At 67.2% G+C, this 18,925-nt stretch carries 12 protein-coding genes and 1 pseudogene; 7 read left to right on the plus strand and 6 right to left on the minus strand.

The features are described 5' to 3' along the window. Positions 1–136 precede the first annotated feature (136 nt). The 3 genes from O0K41_RS19205 to O0K41_RS19215 are packed head-to-tail and all read left to right on the plus strand — an operon-like array spanning position 137 to position 2,794. Positions 137–1,024, plus strand: a complete 888-nt coding sequence (locus tag O0K41_RS19205) for a carbon-nitrogen hydrolase (protein WP_005409280.1) — start codon at positions 137–139, stop codon at positions 1,022–1,024. 14 nt (positions 1,025–1,038) lie between these two features. After that, positions 1,039–1,569 carry a GNAT family N-acetyltransferase gene (locus O0K41_RS19210; RefSeq protein ID WP_005409279.1) on the plus strand — a complete coding sequence of 177 codons (531 nt, stop codon included), beginning with the start codon at positions 1,039–1,041 and terminating at the stop codon, positions 1,567–1,569. Further along, positions 1,562–2,794 carry a TraB/GumN family protein gene (locus O0K41_RS19215; protein WP_010484557.1) on the plus strand — a complete coding sequence of 411 codons (1,233 nt, stop codon included), beginning with the start codon at positions 1,562–1,564 and terminating at the stop codon, positions 2,792–2,794. Before O0K41_RS19210 ends, O0K41_RS19215 begins: the two co-directional genes overlap by 8 nt. 130 nt (positions 2,795–2,924) lie before the next feature. Here O0K41_RS19215 and O0K41_RS19220 read toward each other — a convergent pair whose 3' ends face one another. The 3 genes and pseudogenes from O0K41_RS19220 to O0K41_RS19230 form a co-directional block, all read right to left on the minus strand. Beyond that, positions 2,925–6,011, minus strand: a complete 3,087-nt coding sequence (locus O0K41_RS19220) for an efflux RND transporter permease subunit (protein ID WP_024958283.1) — start codon at positions 6,009–6,011, stop codon at positions 2,925–2,927. Beyond that, positions 6,008–9,463, minus strand: a pseudogene (locus O0K41_RS19225) (efflux RND transporter permease subunit); the annotation flags it as partial. The pseudogene O0K41_RS19225 and the gene O0K41_RS19220, both read right to left, overlap by 4 nt. A gap of 62 nt (positions 9,464–9,525) precedes the next feature. After that, positions 9,526–10,677, minus strand: a complete 1,152-nt coding sequence (locus tag O0K41_RS19230) for an efflux RND transporter periplasmic adaptor subunit (protein ID WP_308304556.1) — start codon at positions 10,675–10,677, stop codon at positions 9,526–9,528. A gap of 205 nt (positions 10,678–10,882) precedes the next feature. Between O0K41_RS19230 and O0K41_RS19235 the strand changes: the two genes are divergently transcribed. Together O0K41_RS19235 and O0K41_RS19240 are read left to right on the plus strand one after the other, a co-directional pair. Further along, positions 10,883–11,272, plus strand: coding sequence for a c-type cytochrome (locus O0K41_RS19235; protein WP_005413034.1), 390 nt, complete (start codon positions 10,883–10,885; stop codon positions 11,270–11,272). Between the two features lie 9 nt (positions 11,273–11,281). Further along, the gene (locus O0K41_RS19240) at positions 11,282–11,743 is read left to right on the plus strand and encodes a cytochrome c (RefSeq protein WP_005409273.1); all 462 of its coding nucleotides are present in this window, start codon (positions 11,282–11,284) and stop codon (positions 11,741–11,743) included. A gap of 186 nt (positions 11,744–11,929) precedes the next feature. Here the strand turns inward: O0K41_RS19240 and O0K41_RS19245 are convergent, their stop codons facing one another. Next, complete coding sequence (locus O0K41_RS19245; protein ID WP_049397764.1) at positions 11,930–13,807, minus strand: ATP-binding cassette domain-containing protein; 1,878 nt, start codon at positions 13,805–13,807, stop codon at positions 11,930–11,932. Positions 13,808–14,296: 489 nt separating this feature from the next. Next, positions 14,297–15,172: a LysR family transcriptional regulator gene (locus O0K41_RS19250; RefSeq protein ID WP_049448320.1), complete on the minus strand. Its 876-nt coding sequence runs from the start codon at positions 15,170–15,172 to the stop codon at positions 14,297–14,299. A gap of 102 nt (positions 15,173–15,274) precedes the next feature. On the opposite strand from O0K41_RS19250, the gene O0K41_RS19255 reads away from it, so the two are divergent. Both O0K41_RS19255 and dbpA read left to right on the plus strand, forming a co-directional pair. Next, positions 15,275–16,354 carry a YeiH family protein gene (locus tag O0K41_RS19255; protein ID WP_012479937.1) on the plus strand — a complete coding sequence of 360 codons (1,080 nt, stop codon included), beginning with the start codon at positions 15,275–15,277 and terminating at the stop codon, positions 16,352–16,354. A 183-nt stretch (positions 16,355–16,537) separates the two neighbouring features. Continuing rightward, complete coding sequence (gene dbpA / locus O0K41_RS19260; protein WP_049400095.1) at positions 16,538–17,914, plus strand: ATP-dependent RNA helicase DbpA; 1,377 nt, start codon at positions 16,538–16,540, stop codon at positions 17,912–17,914. Positions 17,915–18,088: 174 nt separating this feature from the next. Here dbpA and O0K41_RS19265 read toward each other — a convergent pair whose 3' ends face one another. Beyond that, a complete protein-coding gene (locus tag O0K41_RS19265) occupies positions 18,089–18,625 on the minus strand; it encodes an adenine phosphoribosyltransferase (RefSeq protein ID WP_005413028.1) in 537 nt (178 codons plus the stop codon). Positions 18,626–18,925: the final 300 nt, after the last annotated feature.

An 18,925-nucleotide genomic window follows, 5' to 3' on the forward strand; every position in this document is an offset into this window, starting at 1 on the left:
ACCCCGCACTGCCTGATGGATCCACGGGATTGCCGGCCCGCGGCCGGCACTACCGATCGCACCCATTCAGCGCGCGACACGCCGTCGCCGTCCATCCGCGCTAACATGCTGGTTTTCCCCCGCAGGAACGCCCCGCATGAACTCGCGCAGCCCCCTTACCGTCGCCCTGATCCAGGAGCGCAACCACGGTGATGCCGCCGCCAACCTGGCGGTGATCGAAGCACGCGTGGCCGAGGCGGCTGCGCAGGGTGCCAAGCTGGTGCTGCTGCAGGAACTGCATAACGGTCCGTACTTCTGCCAGCACGAATCGGTGGACGAATTCGACCTGGCCGAGCCGATTCCGGGCCCCAGCACCGAGCGCCTGGGCGCACTGGCGAAGAAGCATGGCGTGGTGCTGGTCGGCTCGCTGTTCGAACGCCGCGCCGCCGGCCTGTACCACAACACCGCCGTGGTGTTCGAGAAGGACGGTACGCTGCTGGGCAAGTACCGCAAGATGCACATCCCGGACGACCCGGGTTTCTACGAGAAGTTCTACTTCACCCCGGGCGACATCGGCTTCAAGCCGATCGATACCTCGGTGGGTCGCCTTGGCGTGCTGGTGTGCTGGGACCAGTGGTACCCGGAAGCGGCGCGCCTGATGGCGCTGGCCGGTGCCGAACTGCTGCTCTACCCGACCGCGATCGGCTGGGACCCGGACGACGTGCAGGACGAGAAGACCCGCCAGCGCGACGCCTGGGTGCTGAGCCACCGCGGCCACGCCGTGGCCAACGGCCTGCCGGTGCTGAGCTGCAACCGCGTCGGCCACGAGGCCTCGCCGCTGGGCGCCTCCGGCATCCAGTTCTGGGGCAACAGCCACGTGCTGGGCCCGCAGGGCGAATTCCTGGCCGAAGCCGGCACCGATGCCACGGTTCTGCTGTGCGATGTCGACCTGCAGCGCAGCGAGCATGTGCGCCGCATCTGGCCGTTCCTGCGCGACCGCCGCATCGATGCCTACGGCGACCTGCTCAAGCGCTACATCGACTGAGCCGGAGCCCGCGCATGGCCGTCCTCATCCGTGATGCCGGCCCGGCCGACATCGCCGCGATCACCGCGATCTACGCGGTGGAAGTGACCGACTTCGTCAACACTTACGAGTACGACATCCCGGACGCGTCCGAGATGCTGCGCCGCATGCGCGACATCATCGACCGCGGCTTCCCCTACCTGGTCGCCGAGATTGACGGCCAGGTGGCCGGCTATGCCTACGCCAACACCTACCGCACCCGCGTTGCCTACCAGTGGACCGTGGAAAACTCGGTCTACGTCGATGCCGCGTTCCAGGGCAAGGGCGTCGGCACCGGCCTGCTGCAGGCGTTGATCGACGCCTGCGTGGCGCGTGGCTACCGGCAGATGGTGGCGGTGATCGGCGAACCGACCAACACCGCTTCAATCAAGCTGCACGAACGCTTCGGCTTCGAGCTGGTCGGCGTGTTCCGTGGCCTCGGCCGCAAGCATGGCCGCTGGCTGGATACCGTGCAGATGCAGCGCGCGCTCGGCGATGGCGCCGACACTGCACCTTCCAATGAATGAACCCATGACCGAAACCCTTCCTGAGACCGGCGACGACCTGTTCGCCGGCCAGCCGGTACGCGTTGTTGAACGCGACGGCGTGCGCTACACCCTGCTGGGCACCGCCCATGTCTCACGCGCCAGCGTCGAGGCGGTGGAGAAAGCCATCGACAGCGGTCGCTTCGACGCGGTGGCCGTTGAACTGGACCCGCAGCGCCTGCAGGCGCTGAGCGACCCGGACACGCTGGCCAAGCTCGACCTGGTCGAGGTGATCCGCAAGGGCCGCGTCGCTCTGTTCGCCGCCAACCTGGCCCTGTCCGCCTACCAGCGCCGCCTGGCCGAACAGCTCGACATCGAGCCGGGCGCGGAACTGAAGCGCGCGGTGGAACTGGCGCGCGAACGCGACCTGCCGGTGCACCTGATCGACCGCGAGGTCGGCCTGACCTTCCGCCGCGCCTCGCAGCGGCTGGGCTTCTTCGGCAAGCTGAAGCTGGTTGCCGGTCTCGGCGCCGGCCTGTTCTCGTCCGAGGAAGTGGGCGAGAACGAGATCGAAAAGCTCAAGCAGGGCGACATGCTGGAATCGAGCTTCGGCGAGTTCGCCAGCGAGAGCCCGGCACTGTACGAGACCATCATCGGCGAGCGCGACCGCTACATGGCCACGCGCCTGCGCGAAGAACACAACCCGCAGCAGCGTGAAGTGCTGGCGGTTGTCGGTGCGGGTCACCTGGCAGGCCTGGCGCGTTACCTGGAAACCGACACCGAGGCACCTGCACCGCTGCGCGCCGAGCTGGAGGCGGTGCCGAAGAAGCGCAACATTCCGTGGTTCACGCTGGGCATCCTGGCCATCGTGGCGACCGGCATCGGCGTGGGCTTCTACCGCGGTGGTCTGGGCGTGGGCACCGAACTGCTGGCGACCTGGGCGATGTATACCGGCGGCCTGGCGGGCCTGGGCTGCCTGCTGGCAGGCGGTCACCCGCTGAGCATCCTCACCGCGATCGCGGTGGCCCCGTTCAAGCCGTTCCGCCTGAGCATCCCGACCGGCGCGTTCTCGGCGCTGGTGGAAGCGCGCCTGCGCAAGCCGGCGTACGAGGACTTCCTGAAGCTGCGCGACGACGCGCAGAGCCTGAAGGGCTGGTACCGCAATCGGGTCACGCGCGTGGTGCTGACGTTCATGCTGACCAACATCGGCAGCATGCTCGGCCTGTGGCTGACCACGTTCAAGGTGTGGGGCAAGGTGGCGGGTTGATGGTTCCGCCGGGCATGGCCCGGCGCTACCGGTAGGTGCCAACGTTGGTTGGCACGCCATGCCCGGCAGAAAAAGGGGAGGCCGCCCCACTACGACCGGCCTCCCCCACACCACAACACGTTGATGTGCATTACAGCCGGGCAGCGCCCGGCTCTACCATTTCCACTCCACGCGCGCGGCGGATCAACCGCGTCACGGCATTGCGCAGGTCATCCAGCACCGCATAGATGGTCGGCAGGAACAACAGGCTGACCACCGTGGAGAACGCCAGGCCGCCGGCAATCGCGCGCGCCATCGGCGCGTACTCCGGGCCGTTGCCGAACATCTGCGTGTTGGTCAGCGAGATCGGCACCATCGCCAGGATCGCCGTGCCCATCGTCATCATGATCGGGCGCAATCGCTCGCGTGAGCCCTCCACCAGCGCCTGCGTGCGTCCCATGCCGCCGCGCCGCAGGTTGTTGATGTGCTCGATCATCACGATGCCGTTGTTCACCACCACGCCCATCAGCACCAGGATGCCGATGAAGGACATGATCCCGAACGAGGTACCGGTGATCCAGAACAGCCAGAACACGCCGAAGATCGAGAACAGCACGCCACTCATGATCGCCGCCGGGAACAGCAGCGACTCGAACACCGCCGCCATCACCACGTAGATCATCACCAGCGCGATCAGCAGGTTGAACACCATCTGCTGCATCGCTTCGTCGTCGTTGCCGTAGTCGCCGCCATCGAAGGTGAAGCCATAGCCGGCCGGGAAGTTCATCGGCTTGAGCACCGATTCCATCGCCTTGCGGCCATCGGGCGCGGTGACCTTCTCGGCCAGGTTGGCCTTGATGGTCAGCGTGGTCTGGCGGTTGGTACGACCGATCTGGGTCGCCGATGAACCGACGTCAACGGTGACCAGGCTCAGCAGTGGCACGCTGCGACCGTCGCCGGTGCGCACGCTGAAGCCGGCCAGGTCTTCCGGGCTGCTCTGCTCGGCGCCAGCGAAGCGCACCCATACCGGTACTTCATTGTCGCCGCGGCGGAACTCGCGCATCGGCGCACCGCGCAGGGCCAGGCCGACGAAGCTGGCGACCTGCTCGGCATTGAAGCCGAACGCCGCGGCGCGCTCGCGGTCGACGCGCACCTTCAGCTCGCCGCCCTTCTCGCCGTTGTCGATGCGAACGTCGCGCAGCTCGGCACGCTGGGCCAGCAGCGGCACCACTTCCTGGCCGATCTCCTGCAGCATCGAACTGGAGTCGCCCACCAGCTGCACCTGCACGCCCTGGTTGCCGCCACCGCCGCCATCACCGCCCTGGTTGCCAACGAAGTAGTCGGTGCGGGCCGACTTCGGCAGGCCCTTGCGCAGCTCTTCCTGCAGCGCCTTGATGTCCTTGGCGTACTTCTCGTCCAGGGTGACCACGGTCGAGCTGCCTTCCTGCTCGCTGTACCAGGAGTACACCTGCTTGACGTGCAGGCGCTCGCGGTTGGCGTCGATCCAGTTCTCCACGCGCGCCACCTCCTCGGACATCTGCCGATAGGTGTAGGCGCCCTTCCACATGTAGCCGATGAAGATGTCCTTGCCGCCATCCCCACCGAACATGTCGACCTTGGTCAGCTTCATCGGCACCAGGCTGACCAGCACCACCAGCACGATGCCGAGCAGGCTCCAGCCGCGATGGTGCAGCGACCAGTCCAGCAGCCTGGCGTAGCGGCGCTGCAGCCGCGCGATCAGTCCGGTCTGCGAGTGCACCAGCTTGGGCGTGGCCATGCGCGCGGACAGCATCGGGATCAGGCTGACCGCGACCAGCCAGGAGGCCAGCAGCGAGACCGAGATGGTGATCGCGATCTGCGCCATGAAGATGCTGATGTTGTTGGTCTCGCCAAACAGGTTCGGCACGAACACGATGCAGTGGCACAAGGTGCCAGCACTGAGCGCGATGGCCACGTTGCGGGTGCCGATGATCGAGGCCAGGCGCGGCTGTCCCGGCATGCGCTCGCGCTCCTGGTAGATGCTCTCCACCACCACCACGGCGTTGTCGACCAGCATGCCCACCGCCAACAGCAGGCCCATCATGGTCAGGATGTTCAGCGTCACCCCGACGAAGTACATGAAACCCAGGGTGATGGTGAAGCAGATCGGAATGGCCAGGGTCACCATCAGCGTGGACGGCCAATGGCGCAGGAAGAAGAACAGCACCGTGATCGACAGGATCAGGCCGACCGCACCGGCCTCGGCCAGTTCCAGCAGCGAGGAGGTCACCGCCTTGCCCTGGTTGTCGATCACCTTGATCTGCACGTCGCGCATCGACGCTTCGGCACGGATCGCTTCAACCTCGGCCAGCGCCGCGCGCGACACCTCCACCAGGTTGGCACTGCGCTCCTTGAAGATATCCAGCCCGACCGCCGGGTTGCCGTCCAGGCGGCGCCCGTAGTTCATCCGCGCCGGCTTCAGGCGCACGTCGGCGATGTCGCCCAGGCGCAGGCCCTTGGCGTTGATCACCAGGTCGCGCATTTCCTGCAGGTCGGTGATCTCGCCCACCGGCTGCACGCGCACGCGCTGGCCGTTGTCGTCGATCTGCCCGGCCGAGATCGAGAAGTTCAGCGTGCGCAGGCGGTCACTCAGCTCGTTGATGCTCAGCCCATGCGCGTTGAGCCGGTTCGGATCAATGGCGATCTCCACCTCGTTCGGCGGCGCGCCGGTGATGTCGACGCGGGCCACGCCGGGGATACGCTCGATGCGCCGCTTGAACTCGCGGTCGAGCATGTCGTAAGCGGTGGTCAGGTCGCTGGTGCTGGCCAGGCGCACCTTCAGCACCGGCTGGTCGCTGCTGGACCACTTGAACACGTTGTAGCGCTGCAGGTCGTCCGGCAGATCGCTGCGGATCGCGTCGATGCGTTCGCGTGCATCGGAGGCGGCGATGGCGATGTCGCGGTCCCAGTCGCTGAACTCGATGAAGATCAGCGCCGCCTCGGAGGTGGCCGACGAGCGCATGCGCTTGATGCCGGTCATCGTCGCCAGCGATTCCTCCACCGGGCGGATGATGGTCCGCTCCACTTCCTCCGGGGTTGAACCGGTGTACGGAATCTGCACGAACAGGAAGGGCGCGGAAATGTCCGGCAACGCTTCCAGCGGCAACCGGAACGAGGCGATCAGGCCGATCACCACCAGTGACACGAAGCACATGATGGTGGTGACCGGGCGGCGGATGGAGAACTCGGCAACACTCATGCCGGCTCCTCCGCACCCGCCGCGCTGCCTGCTGCGCCCGGCTCGATCTCGCCGGCGTGCTTGCGGCCACGCTCGCGGTAGTAGGCGTCACCACGGCGGTCCATCAGGTCGTAGACCACCGGGATCACCAGCAGGGTCAGCAGGGTCGACACCAGCAGGCCACCGATCACGGTGATCGCCATCGGCGCGCGTACTTCGGCGCCCTCGCCCATCGCCACCGCCAGCGGCAGGAAGCCGAACAGCGTGCACAGCGTGGTCATGATGATCGGCCGCAGGCGCGAGCGTGCACCTTCCACCAGCGCCTCGTGCTTGGCCACGCCGGCCTCGCGCAGCTGGTTGACCTTGTCGATCAGGATGATCGCGTTCTTGGTGACCAGGCCGACCAGCAGGATCAGGCCGATGAACACCACCACCGAGATGGGCTTGCCGGTCAGCATCAGTGCCAGGATCGCGCCGACCAGCGCCAGCGGGATGGTGAACAGGATCACGAACGGATGCAGCAGCGATTCGAACTGCGAGGCCATCACCAGGTAGACCAGGAAGATCGCCAGGCCGAAGGCGAAGATCAGCGACTTCGCCGCCTGCGCCAGTTCCTCGCCCTGGCCACCGATGTGCAGGCCGACACCCGCGCCGAGCGGCTGTTCGGCCACCATCTGCTGCACTTCGCGCATGGCCGCGCCGAGGTCGATGTCGCGCAGGTTGGCCGAGACCACCGCAACGCGGGTCTGGTCGGCGCGATGGATCTCGCTGGGGCCGGTGGTGGCAACCACGTCGGCCACCGCATCCAGCGTGACCGGCCGGGTGCTGCCCGGATTGACGATCAACCGGCGGATGCTCTCCACGCTGGCGCGGTCGCCTTCCTGAGCACGCACCAGCACGTCGATCTTGCGGTCGCGGAAGCTGTAGCGGGTGGCCACGTCGCCGCGCACCTTCTTCACCACCACGTCGGCGATCTGGCGGGTGGTCAGGCCCAGCGCACCGGCACGTTCCTGGTCGAAGCGGATCTGGATTTCCGGGAAGCCCTCTTCCACCGTGGACTTCACGTCGGCGTAGTGCGCATTGCCACGCAGCATCGCCGCCAGGCGCTGGCCAGCTACTTCCAATGTCGCCATGTCCTGCCCGCGCAGCTCGATTTCCAGCGGCGTGGAGAAGCTGAACAACGCCGGCCGCGCGAAGTCGACCTGTGCCCCCGGATGCTGGCCCATGCTGTCGCGCAGGCGCTCGGTGATCTCGGCTTCAGTGCGTGCATTGCCACCGCCTTCCATCACCACGGTCAGCTTGCCGATGTTCTCGCCGCTCTCGGTCGGGCTGGCATCCAGGCGGGTGCCGCTGCCACTGACACCGTACAGCGAGGCCACGCCCTCGCCGTTGCCGTGGGCCAGCTGCAGCTCACGCACCAGCGCATCGGTCTGCTTCAGCGGTGTGCCGGCCGGCAGCTTCACCGTCATCTCGAAACGGTCCTGCGCCAGCTGCGGGATCAGGTCGGCACCGAGCATCGGCACCAGCGCCATGGTCGCCACGAAGATGATCGTGGCCACGCCGAGCACCTTGCCCGGATGGGCCAGCGCGCTCGGCAACAGGCGCAGATAGCCGCGCTCGGCACCGGCGTAGGGCTTCATTGCCAGATCGCTGGCCTTGCGCATCACCGGGCCAACCACTGCCACGACGCCCCGCCACGCACGTACGACCAGCCAGGCCAGCGCATAGAAGCTCCAGCGCGCGGTTGCGACGGCACCACGACGGCCCAGCGCCACCGGCTTCTGCCAGCGGTTCTGCGGCTGCCACGGTTCGTTCGGCGCCTCTTCCGGGAATGCCAGCGGCGGCCGACCCTTCAGCGAGCTCAGCATCGGAATCAGCGTCATCGACACCAGCAGCGAGATCGCGATGGCGATCGCCACGGTCAATGCCTGGTCGCGGAACAGCTGGCCGGCGATGCCATCGACGAACACCAGCGGCAGGAACACGGCGATGGTGGTCAGGGTCGAGGCGACCACCGCCATGCTCACTTCGCGGGTACCGACGATCGCTGCCTGCAGGATGCCCAGGCCACGCTCGCGGGCCTTGGCAATGCTCTCCAGCACCACGATCGAGTCGTCCACCACCAGGCCGGTGGCCAGTGCCAGGCCGCCCAGCGACATCACGTTCAAGCTCAAGCCGAGCTGGCCCATGAAGAAGAACGTGGCGATGATCGAGACCGGCAGCGACAGGCTGATCACGAACGTGCTCCAGCCATCGCGCAGGAACAGGAAGATGATCAGGATCGCCAGCAGGCCACCGATCACCGCATCCTTCTTGACGTCGGCGATGGCGTGCTCGATGAAGCGCGACTGGTCCTCGATGGTGGTCATCTCGACATCGGACGGGAACGTGCCCTTGATCTGCTCCAGGCGCTTGCGCAGCGCTTCGGCGGTGGACACGGTATTGGCGTCGCCTTCCTTGTAGATGGCCAGTTCAACCGATTCCTTGCCGCCCAGGCGGATCACCGCTTCGCGCTCCTTGTAGCCCTGGCGCACGGTGGCCACGTCCTTCAGGCGCACCGGCACACCGTTGGCGACCACGCTGGAGCCACCACCGGACGATGCGCTCTGCGCCGCCGAAGCCGCCGCGATGGCTGCCGCCGAACCGGTCGACGCGGCGATGTTGAACATCTGCTGCAATGCCGAGTCGGCTGCACTTCCGTTCGAGCCCTGGGTGGTGACCAGCAGGTTGCGGATCTCCTCCAGGTCGGCGAACTGGTTGACGGTGCGCACCAGGAAGCGCTGCGACCCCTCCTCCAGGCGACCGCCGGAGATGTTGATGTTCTCGTCCTTCAGGCGCTTGATGACGGTGTCGATCGGCAGGTTCAGCTGGGCCAGCTTCTGCTGGTCGATGTCGACCTGGATCTCATCTTCCAGGCCGCCACCGACCTTGACCGCTGCCACGCCGGCCACCGGCTCCAGCTTCTTCTTCAGGTCTTCATCGGCATAGCGGCGCAGGCCGGTCAGCTCGCGGACCGCATCGGCATCGCTGGTCGGCGCCACCTTGTTCGACAGCACCAGGCGCATGATCGGCTCGGTGGACGGATTGAAGCGCAGCAGCACCGGGGCCTTGGCCTCCAGTGGCAGGTTCAGCGCTTCCATCTTGTCACGCACCTCCAGGCTGGCCTGGTCCATGTTGGTGCCCCAGGCGAACTCCAGCACCACGTCGCTCTGGCCGGTTCGCGAAACCGACTTCAGCTTGCGCAGGTTCTTGACCACGCCGACGGCCTCTTCGACCGGCTGGGTGATCAGGGTTTCGATTTCGGTCGGCGCCGAACCGGTGTACTCGGTGCGCACGGTCAGCGTCGGGTAGCTCAGGTCGGGCAACAGGTTGACCTTGAGGTTGCCCAGCGCGATCAGGCCGAACAGCAGCAGGGTGACCGTGCACATGGCGATGGTCACGCGGCGGCGGGTGGCGAATTCCACCAGGCCGCCGCGCATGCCGGCGGCGGCGCCATCGCTCGCCGGCGAGGCACCGTGGTCGTGGCCCGGGGCGGTCATTGCTTGCTCCCGGCCTTGTCTGCCGGCTTGGCGGCCGCTGCGACCGTCTTCGCCTTTGCCTTCGGATCGGCGATCACCTGCACCGCGGTACCGTCGCGCAGCGCGACCTTGCCGGCGGTGACCACCTGATCACCGGCCGCCAGGCCATCACGGATCTCCACCCACGGGCCCTCGGCGTAACCCAGCTTGACCGGAACGCGTGCGACCTTGCCTTCGCGCACCCGGAACACCGCCGGCTCACCATCGTCGAGCAGCGCCAGGCGCGGCACCACGAGCGCATCGGCACGCTGGTCGTAATCGATGCGGATGCGCCCGAACATGCCGGGCTGCAGCGCGTGCGCGGCGCCATCGAAGGCGCTGACCACGCGAAACGTGCCGCTGCCCGAATCCACCACCGGCGCAATGCGATCGACGGTGCCGGTGAAGCTCTGGCCCGGCAGCGCATCGGCGGCCAACGTCACCGGCTGGCCGGCACGCGGCGTGGCCAGCTCGCGTTCGGGCACGTTGAGGGTGGCTTCCAGGCGCGAGTTGTCGACGATGCGGAAGATCGGGGTGTTGATCTGCACGAAGTTGCCGGTCTTGATCGAGCGCGATGCGATCACACCGGAAATCGGCGCCACGACGGTGGTGTAGGACAGCTCCAGCGTCGCCAGACGGTACTGCGCACGGACGTTTTCCAGATCAAAGCGCAGCTGGTCGACATCGGCAGCACTGACCATCTGCTGACCAACCAGTTTCTGTGCACGCTGGTAGTTGTTTTCCAGCTTGCGCATCTGCGCTTCGCTCTGGGCTACGGCCAAGCGTGCGCGGTCCGGGTCCAGGCGCACCAGCGGCTGGCCGGCGGTGACCCGCTGGCCTTCCTCGACCAGCACCGCCAGCGCCACACCGGAGGTCTTGGCCACCACCTGCGACTCGGCGCGTGGTTCCAGCGCGGCGGTGCCTGTGTAACTGGCCGCGACCGCGCGATGGCTGGCCACGGCCACTTCGACCGGGACCGTATCGACCTTCTTCTCCTCCTTGGTCTCGGCGGCCTTGGCTTCGGAATTGGGCCCTGCGGCGCAACCGCCCAGCAGCAGGGAGGTGGAGATCAGCAGTGCGGCAGCGCAGATTCCGCTGCGACGGCCGGACAGGAAGGTTGGGTGCGACATCGTCAGGTCCCTGGAGGATGCGTGGACAGGTGTGGTAGCAAAGTAATGCACCACTTCACGGCAACACCATATCCCAAAGGTCATGGTGTCTTCACGCCGCTGGTCGGCCCGACCCCATTTCAGCTAGATGAAACCTGGGGCTATACTCGGGGCGTTCCGTACCCCACGCCGGAACGACCAGACCCGAATCCCCGGAAACGACACCATGCGCCCGCAGCCGCTCGCCGCTTGTCTCGCTCTGGCCGTCCTCCTGCCCCTTGGGGCCGCCGCACAGCCCGCTCCTGCTCCTGCCACACCCGCTCCGGCCCCGGCTCCTGCCGCCGCGCCGGCGCCTGCCGCGCCCACCGGCAACTTCGACAATGGCCGCGTGCTGGCCTACACCTGCCAGGGGTGCCACGGCATAACCGGCTACAAGAACGCCTACCCCAGCTACCGGGTGCCGAAGATCGGCGGCCAGACCCAGCAGTACCTGGCCCAGGCCCTGACCGAGTACCGCCAGGGCAAGCGCCGGCATCCGACGATGCAGGCGCAGTCGATGAGTTTCAGCGAACAGGAGATCGCCGATCTCTCTGTTTACCTGTCCACCGTCAAGTAAGGCCCGCCCATGTCGAAAGCCGCGCATCCGCTGCGTCACGCCATCGCCCTGTCCGTTGCCCTGCTGCTGGCGGCCTGTTCACAGTCGCAGGTGGAAAACAGCGAGAAATCCGCCGCCGATCCGGGCCATGCCAGTGGCGAACACGGCTCTTCTTCTTCGGCTGGCCTGCCTGCAGGTCGCGAGGCCGCCGGTGAAGCCCGCGCCAAGGTGAAGGGCAAGGCCACCAACCAGAGCTGCATCGACTGCCACGGGGCCGATGGCAATGCGCCGATCGATCCGACCTATCCGAAGCTGGGTGGGCAGTACGGTGACTACCTGGCGCATGCGCTGCAGGCCTACCGCGCCGGTGACCGCCAGCACATGTTGATGACGCCACAGGCGAAGGACCTGAGTGATCAGGACATCGCCGATCTGGCGGCGTATTTCGGCAGCCGGCCGAGCCAGCTGCGGGATCTGCACGGGGTCAAATGACCGCAGGCCCCCGGTGGGTGCGGATCGTTGATTGGTACGTGCGGACCGTTGGTCCGTACGGAGGTGTAACCGGCTTCGGTGGGTGCGGACCTTGGTCCGCACTGATGCCACCATCCACGCATGACGTGGATCTACTGATTCTCGACTCGATCAATCAATCGGCGCACTGCTGGCGCCGACCGATACTCAGCCTTCCAGCTCTTCCCAGCGCGCGTAAGCGGCATCCAGCTCGGCCTGCACCTTGGCCAGCTGCTGGGTGTGCGCGGTCACTTCGGCGCTGCTGCGGGTGTAGAACGACGGGTCGTTCATCGCCGAGGTCAGGCCTTCGACATCGCCTTCCAGCTTCTCGATGGTCTTCGGCAGCTGCTCCAGTTCGCGCGCTTCCTTGTAGGCCAGCTTGCGCTTGGGTGCGGCAGGTGCCGCAGCTGCAGCCGGTGCGGCGGCCGCCGGTTTGGCTGCCGGAGCCGCGGCAGGCGTCGCCACGCTGGCCGCATAGCGCTGCCAGTCGCTGTAGCCGCCGACGTACTCACCGATCACGCCATCGCCTTCCATCACCAGCGTGGAGGTGACCACGTTGTCGATGAAGTCACGGTCGTGGCTGACCAGCAGCAGGGTGCCGGTGTATTCGCCCAGCAGCTCTTCCAGCAGCTCCAGGGTTTCCACGTCCAGGTCGTTGGTCGGTTCGTCCATCACCAGCAGGTTGGACGGCTGCGCGAACAGCTTGGCCAGCAGCAGGCGGTTGCGCTCGCCACCGGACAGGCGGGTAATCGGCGCACGCGCGCGTTCCGGGGTGAACATGAAGTCCTGCAGATAGGCATGCACATGCTTGCGCTTGCCGTTGAACTCGAGGAAATCGCGGCCTTCGGCGACGTTCTCGATCGCGCTCCAGTCTTCGCGCAGCACCGCGCGGTACTGGTCGAAATACGCGATCTGCAGGTTGGTGCCGGCGTTGACTTCGCCCTTGGCCGGCTGCAGTTCGCCCAGCAGCAGCTTGAGCAGCGTGGTCTTGCCGCTGCCGTTGGGACCGATCAGACCGATGCGGTCGCCGCGCATGATGGTGGTGGTGAAATCGCGGACCATGGTGCGCTCGCCGAAGGCGAACGAAATGTCCTTGACGTCGATGACCTTCTTGCCGGAACTGACGCCCTGTGCGGCTTCCATCTTGACGTTGCCGCTGAGGTCGCGGCGCTGCGAACGCTCCACGCGCATCGCCTTCAGGCGGCGCACGCGGCCTTCATCGCGGGTGCGACGGGCCTTGATGCCCTGCCGGATCCAGACTTCTTCCTGCGCCAGCAGCTTGTCGAAGCGGGCGTTCTCCTGCGCCTGCGCATTGAGGCGTTCCTCGCGGCGGCGCTCGTAGTTGGCCCAGTCGCCTGGCCAGCTGGTGACCTGGCCGCGGTCGATCTCGACGATGCGGGTGGCCAGGGCACGCAGGAAGCGACGGTCATGGGTGACGAACACCACGCTGCCGCTCCAGCCCTTCAGGAACGCTTCGAGCCAGTCGATGGCTTCGATGTCCAGGTGGTTGGTCGGTTCGTCCAGCAGCAGCACATCGGGGCTGGACACCAGCGCGCGGGCGAGCAGCACGCGGCGCTTCATGCCGCCGGACAGGCGGCCGAACTCGGCCTCGCCATCCAGGTCGAGCTTGGTCAGGGTTTCGCTGACGCGCTGGTCCAGGCCCCAGCCGTTGGCGGCATCGATCTTGGCCTGCACGTTGCCGAGGGCTTCGCCATCGAAGACTTCGGCATGGCTGAGGTGGTGGAATTCGGCCAGCCACTGGCCCAGCTCGCCAAGGCCGTCGGCGACGACGTCGAACACCGAGCCGGCCGCGCCGTGCGGCACTTCCTGCTCCAGGCGGGTGACACGCACGCCCTGCTGCACGCGGACTTCGCCGTCATCGGGCTTGTGGTCGCCGGACAGCAGCTTGAGCAGGGTGGATTTGCCGGCGCCGTTGCGGCCGATCAGGGCGATGCGTTCGCCCGGCTCGATCGACAGTTCGGCCTTTTCCAGCAACAACGGGCCGCCGACGCTGAAGTCGACGTTCTGCAGAGTAATCAGAGGCATCCGGATATTGTACGGGTTGGGGGCGTCGGCCGGGTTGCACCCGGCACCCGCGGTAGTGCCGGCCGCTGGCCGGCAACTTCAACGGCAACGTGAAAAGCTGGTTTCCTGTGGGATGGCGGGAGGGGTCCGGCTGCGGGGGACGCCGACAACCCCCCTCCGGGGTCCGGCCCAGCCGCTGGCGGCTGTGCGTTCGGGCACTTGCGAAGCAGTGCTTCGCAAGCAAAGTGCCCTCACCCTTGGGGGCTCGATGGCGCCATCCATGGCGCCAACGGTCCTACAGACCCACACCGCCCCGCCTCTGACAATTTCCCGCGATCTGTCGGAACGGCATTCTGCGCTGGTGGGTGTCGACCTTGGTCGACACGGCAGATCCAGGCCATGCGTGGATGAGCGCTGCAAGGCCTGTCGATCTGTCGGGGTCGGATCCCGTTGCTGCGCAACGGGCTCTGACCCCTTCGTGGAATTCGCGCAGTGCAAGACCGATCCCTGCTACTCCACGTCCCCCAGCAACGCCTGCAACCCCGGCAGCCACTGCTTGCCGGGATGCCGTACCAGCCACAGCGTGCGCTGCAGGGCCGGCAGCGGGGTTTCGAGCACGCGCAGCCGGCCCAGCGCCAGCGGCTCTTCCAGCGCATGGCGTGACAGGCAGGCCAGCCCCAGGCCGGCGATGGCGGCCTGCTTGATTGCTTCGGTATTGCCCAGTTGCAGGGTCTGGGCGAAACCGCGCAGATGCGGCAGCAGCGCCTGTTCGACGGCTTCACGGGTGCCGGAACCCGGCTCGCGCAGCAGCCAGCGTGCGCGGCGCAGTTCGTCCAGCGACCAGCGGGCGGGGGCATCGGCGGCAGCCACGATCACCAGCGGGTCCTGCTGCCAGGCGGTCACCTGCAGGCCGCGTTCGTGGCACGGGCCTTCGATCAAGCCGGCGTCCACGTCCAGGCGCTGCACGGCAGCGACCACGCCGGCACTGTTGTCGATGCGCAGGTCGACCTCGGCCTGCGGCGCCTGCCGCAGCAGTTCGGCGATGCGTGGCGGCAGCAGGTAATTGCCGATGGTGGTACTGGCAGCCAGCACCAGCCGCAGCGGTGCCCCCTGCGACGGGTCGCCGCCGGCGGCCAGCTGACGCTCCAGGTCGGCGGCGTTGACCAGCAAGGTGCGCGCCGGCTCCAGCAGTGCGCGGCCGTGCCCGTTCAGCGCCAGGCGGCGGCCGATGCGGTCGAACAGCGGGGTGCCGAAGTGCGCCTCCAGCTCCTGCAGGGCGGCGCTGCTGGCCGACTGCGAGAGCGCAATGGCCTGGCCGGCAGCGGTGGTGCTGCCATGGTCGGCGATGGCGACGAAAACCTGTAGCTGGCGCAAGGTCAGGCGCATGGCACTTACCTTCTTGATGGGTAGGTTTCACCCATATTATTCGTTTTACAGGTCATCGTCCCGGGCGCACGCTTGCCCCATCACTCCAGCCCTGCCCCTGCCATGAATGCCCCTGCTCTCTCCCCCTGGTCCCTGCCCGCCCTGCGCCAACGCTGGCAGCCGCGTCTGCCCGGCCTTGTGCTGGTAGGCCTGATCGCGGCGGCGTCGCTGTATCTGGCCGAGCTTCCGTGGCTCCAGGCGCACGGCTTGAGCGCGCTGACCGTGGCGATCGTCGCCGGCATCGTGGTCGGCAACACCTTCTACCCGCGGCTGGCACCGGGCAGCGCGGCCGGTGTCGGCTTTTCCAAGCACTGGCTGCTGCGCGCCGGCATCGTGCTGTACGGGTTGCGCCTGACCTTCCAGGACATCGGCCATGTCGGCGTCACTGGCGTGCTGATGGACGTGCTGGTGGTTGCCAGCACCTTCGGCCTGGCTTGCTGGCTGGGCGTGCGCGTGTTCAAGATGGAGCGCGAGGCAGCCATGCTGATCGGCGCTGGCAGCGCGATCTGCGGTGCGGCAGCGGTGATGGCCGCCGAGCCGGTGGTGCGTGGCCGCGCTGCGCATGTCACCGTCGCGGTCTCGACGGTGGTGGTGTTCGGCACGCTGGCGATGTTCCTGTACCCGGCGCTGTATGCACTGGTGCAGTCGCACGGCTGGCTGGCAATGGACGCGCGGCAGTACGGCCTGTTTACCGGTGCCACGGTGCACGAAGTGGCACAGGTGGTGGCGGCCGGCCGTGCGGTCAACGAAGCGGCAGCTGACACGGCGGTGATCACCAAGATGGTCCGGGTGATGCTGCTGGCGCCGTTCCTGATCGCGCTGTCACTGTGGCTGGCCCGTGGCGGCAAGGCCAGCGCCGATGGCAGCAAGGCGCGCATCGTGGTGCCGTGGTTCGCGTTCGGTTTCGTGGCCGTGGCCGGTTTCAACTCGCTGCATCTGCTGCCGGCCGGCCTGCAGGCCGGGCTGGTGCAGCTGGACACGGTGCTGTTGGCGATGGCGATGGCCGCGCTGGGCCTGACCACCCACGTCTCGGCGCTGCGCCAGGCAGGCCTGAAGCCGCTGCTGCTGGCGCTGATCCTGTTCGCTTGGCTGCTGTTCGGTGGCCTGGCAATCCACCAGGGTGTGCTGGCGGTGCTGGGCTGATCAGGAGCGTGCCGACCAGGGTCGGCACCTGCCAGTAGATCCACGCCATGCGTGGATGCCCCCCGGTGTATTCACGCCATCCGTGGATGACGACTCCGACGGGGTCAAAGCCCTTTCTTGCGGAAAGGGATCCGTCCCCACCCCACTGGGCGGGACCGGCCGTGCAGGCAGGTACAATGTGCCATGACTGACTTCTCGACCCTGCCGCTGAGCCCGGCCCTGCAGCCCGGCCTGGATGCCCTCGGCTATACCACCCTCACCCCCGTGCAGGCGCAGAGCCTGCCGGCCATCCTGGATGGCCGCGATGTGATCGCACAGGCGCCGACCGGCAGCGGCAAGACCGCCGCCTTCGGCCTGGGCCTGCTGCAGGCCATCGACCCCAGCCTGATCCGCGTGCAGGCGCTGGTGCTGTGCCCGACCCGCGAACTGGCCGACCAGGTCGGCAAGCAGATCCGCAAGCTGGCCACCGGCATCCCCAACCTGAAGCTGTTGCTGCTGGTCGGCGGCGTGCCGCTGGGCCCGCAGCTGGCCTCGCTGGAAGGCCATGACCCGCACGTGGTGGTCGGCACGCCCGGCCGCGTGCAGGAGCTGGCACGCAAGCGCGCGCTGAATCTTGGCGCGGTGCGCACGCTGGTGCTGGACGAGGCCGACCGCATGCTCGACATGGGCTTCGAGGAGCCGATCCGCGAGATCGCCGGCCGCACCCACAGGGACCGCCAGAGCCTGCTGTTCTCGGCCACCTTCCCCGACAGCATCCGCGCCATGGCGCGTGACCTGCTGCGCGATGCGGTGGAAGTGACCGTGGAAGGCGCCGACCAGGCACCAGCCATCCGCCACCTGTTCTGCGAGGTGGAACCGGCGCATCGCCAGAAGGCGCTGGCCGGCCTGTTGCTGAAGTACACGCCGGAATCGGCGGTGGTGTTCTGCAACACCCGCAAGGATGTGGACGAAGTGGCCAACTCGCTACAGCAGTTCGGCTTCTCCGCACTGGCCCTGCATGGCGACATGGAGCAGCGCGACCGCGAGGAAGTGTTGTTGCTGCTGGCCAACCGCAGCTGCAACGTACTGGTGGCCAGCGACGTGGCCGCACGTGGCTTGGACGTGGAAGAGCTGGCGGCAGTGATCAATTACGAGCTTCCGACCGACGTGGAAAGCTACCAGCACCGCGTCGGCCGTACCGGCCGTGCCGGTGCCAGTGGCCTGGCGATCAGCCTGGTGGCCGGCCGCGAGAAGACCCGCGCCGAAGCCATCGAAGCGCAGATGGGGCAGCCGCTGGACTGGCAGAAGACGCCGCTGGCAACCTCGCGCCCGGCCGAACTGCCGCAGGCCGCGATGCGCACGCTGCGGATCGACGGTGGCAAGACCGACAAGCTGCGCCCAGGCGACATCCTCGGTGCGCTGACCGGTGATGCCGGCCTGTCGAGCAAGTTCATCGGCAAGATCGCGATCTTCCCGACCCGCTCCTACGTGGCGATCGCGCGCGAGCAGGCCAACAAGGCCGTGGCGAAACTGGAAGCCGGCAAGATCAAGGGCCGTCGTTTCCGCGTGCGGATGATGTGATTGAAGCAGCGTTGCCAACCACGGTTGGCAATGATCTGACCTGGTAGTGGCCAACCTTGGTTGGCCCATCCGTGGCGTCAATCGCGAAAAGCGCTGCCAACCAAGGTTGGCAACTACCGGTTCCCGGCCATTCGCTCTGGTAGATGCCAACCTTGGTTGGCACCTGCCCTTCGATCAGAACACCAGTTCGGTGTGCAGCGGCAGATCCGATTCCCAGCGGGCGCGACCACCCAGGCCGTCCAGTTCGACCAGTACGCCGGCACCGACCACGTCAACGCCCAGGCGGCGCACCAGCGACAGCGCAGCGACCAGCGTGCCGCCGGTGGCCAGCACGTCGTCGATGATCGCCACGCGGGCCCCGGCCGGCAGGGCGTCGGCGTGCACTTCGATGCAGTCACTGCGGTATTCCAGCGTGTATTCCTCGCGCAGCACCTGTCCCGGCAGCTTGCCCGGCTTGCGCACCGGCACGAAGCCCACGCCCAGTTCCAGCGCCATCGCGGCGCCGAGGATGAAGCCACGCGATTCGATACCGATCACCGCGTCCAGCTTCTGGTCGCGCCAACGGTCGGCCATCGCGGTGATGGCACCGCGGAAGTCCTCGCCATGGGCGAGCAGCGGCATGATGTCCTTGAAGAGGATGCCGGGCTTGGGGAAGTCGGCGATGTCGCGCAGTCGGGAGGCCCACTGCGGAGCGACGAGGGCGTCGGTCATGTCACATTGGCTATCTGATGGCGGCATAGGGTACCTGTTCCGGGCGCCGCCTGCCTGTTGGGGGTGTTCGGCCGGGCTGCGCCCGGCGCCTGCGGTAGTGCCGGCCGCTGGCCGGCAACCTCAACGGCAACAGCAACAGCAAAGGCAACAGCGGGTTTCCTGTGGGATGGCGGGGTGGGTCCGGTTGCGGGAGACGCCGTAGACCCATCCATGGGGGCTTGGCCGCGGCTTGCTCGTGTGCGCTGTCCTGCGCACACGGCAAGACCGGGGTTGGGCGTCCTGCCCAACCCGCCCGAGGCA

Origin of the sequence: Stenotrophomonas sp. Sm2128 (genome assembly GCF_030985535.1) — a bacterium.
Lineage (GTDB): Bacteria > Pseudomonadota > Gammaproteobacteria > Xanthomonadales > Xanthomonadaceae > Stenotrophomonas > Stenotrophomonas maltophilia.

Excerpts from the sequence above, each read along its gene's own strand:
- O0K41_RS19265 (WP_005413028.1), bottom strand. The coding sequence starts at position 18,625 with ATGACCGACGCCCTCGTCGCTCCGCAGTGGGCCTCCCGACTGCGCGAC.
- O0K41_RS19250 (WP_049448320.1), bottom strand. The coding sequence starts at position 15,172 with ATGCGCCTGACCTTGCGCCAGCTACAGGTTTTCGTCGCCATCGCCGAC.
- O0K41_RS19215 (WP_010484557.1), top strand. The coding sequence starts at position 1,562 with ATGAATGAACCCATGACCGAAACCCTTCCTGAGACCGGCGACGACCTG.
- O0K41_RS19255 (WP_012479937.1), top strand. The coding sequence starts at position 15,275 with ATGAATGCCCCTGCTCTCTCCCCCTGGTCCCTGCCCGCCCTGCGCCAA.
- O0K41_RS19230 (WP_308304556.1), bottom strand. The coding sequence starts at position 10,677 with ATGTCGCACCCAACCTTCCTGTCCGGCCGTCGCAGCGGAATCTGCGCT.
- O0K41_RS19220 (WP_024958283.1), bottom strand. The coding sequence starts at position 6,011 with ATGAGTGTTGCCGAGTTCTCCATCCGCCGCCCGGTCACCACCATCATG.
- O0K41_RS19205 (WP_005409280.1), top strand. The coding sequence starts at position 137 with ATGAACTCGCGCAGCCCCCTTACCGTCGCCCTGATCCAGGAGCGCAAC.
- O0K41_RS19240 (WP_005409273.1), top strand. The coding sequence starts at position 11,282 with ATGTCGAAAGCCGCGCATCCGCTGCGTCACGCCATCGCCCTGTCCGTT.
- O0K41_RS19210 (WP_005409279.1), top strand. The coding sequence starts at position 1,039 with ATGGCCGTCCTCATCCGTGATGCCGGCCCGGCCGACATCGCCGCGATC.
- O0K41_RS19235 (WP_005413034.1), top strand. The coding sequence starts at position 10,883 with ATGCGCCCGCAGCCGCTCGCCGCTTGTCTCGCTCTGGCCGTCCTCCTG.
- O0K41_RS19245 (WP_049397764.1), bottom strand. The coding sequence starts at position 13,807 with ATGCCTCTGATTACTCTGCAGAACGTCGACTTCAGCGTCGGCGGCCCG.
- dbpA (WP_049400095.1), top strand. The coding sequence starts at position 16,538 with ATGACTGACTTCTCGACCCTGCCGCTGAGCCCGGCCCTGCAGCCCGGC.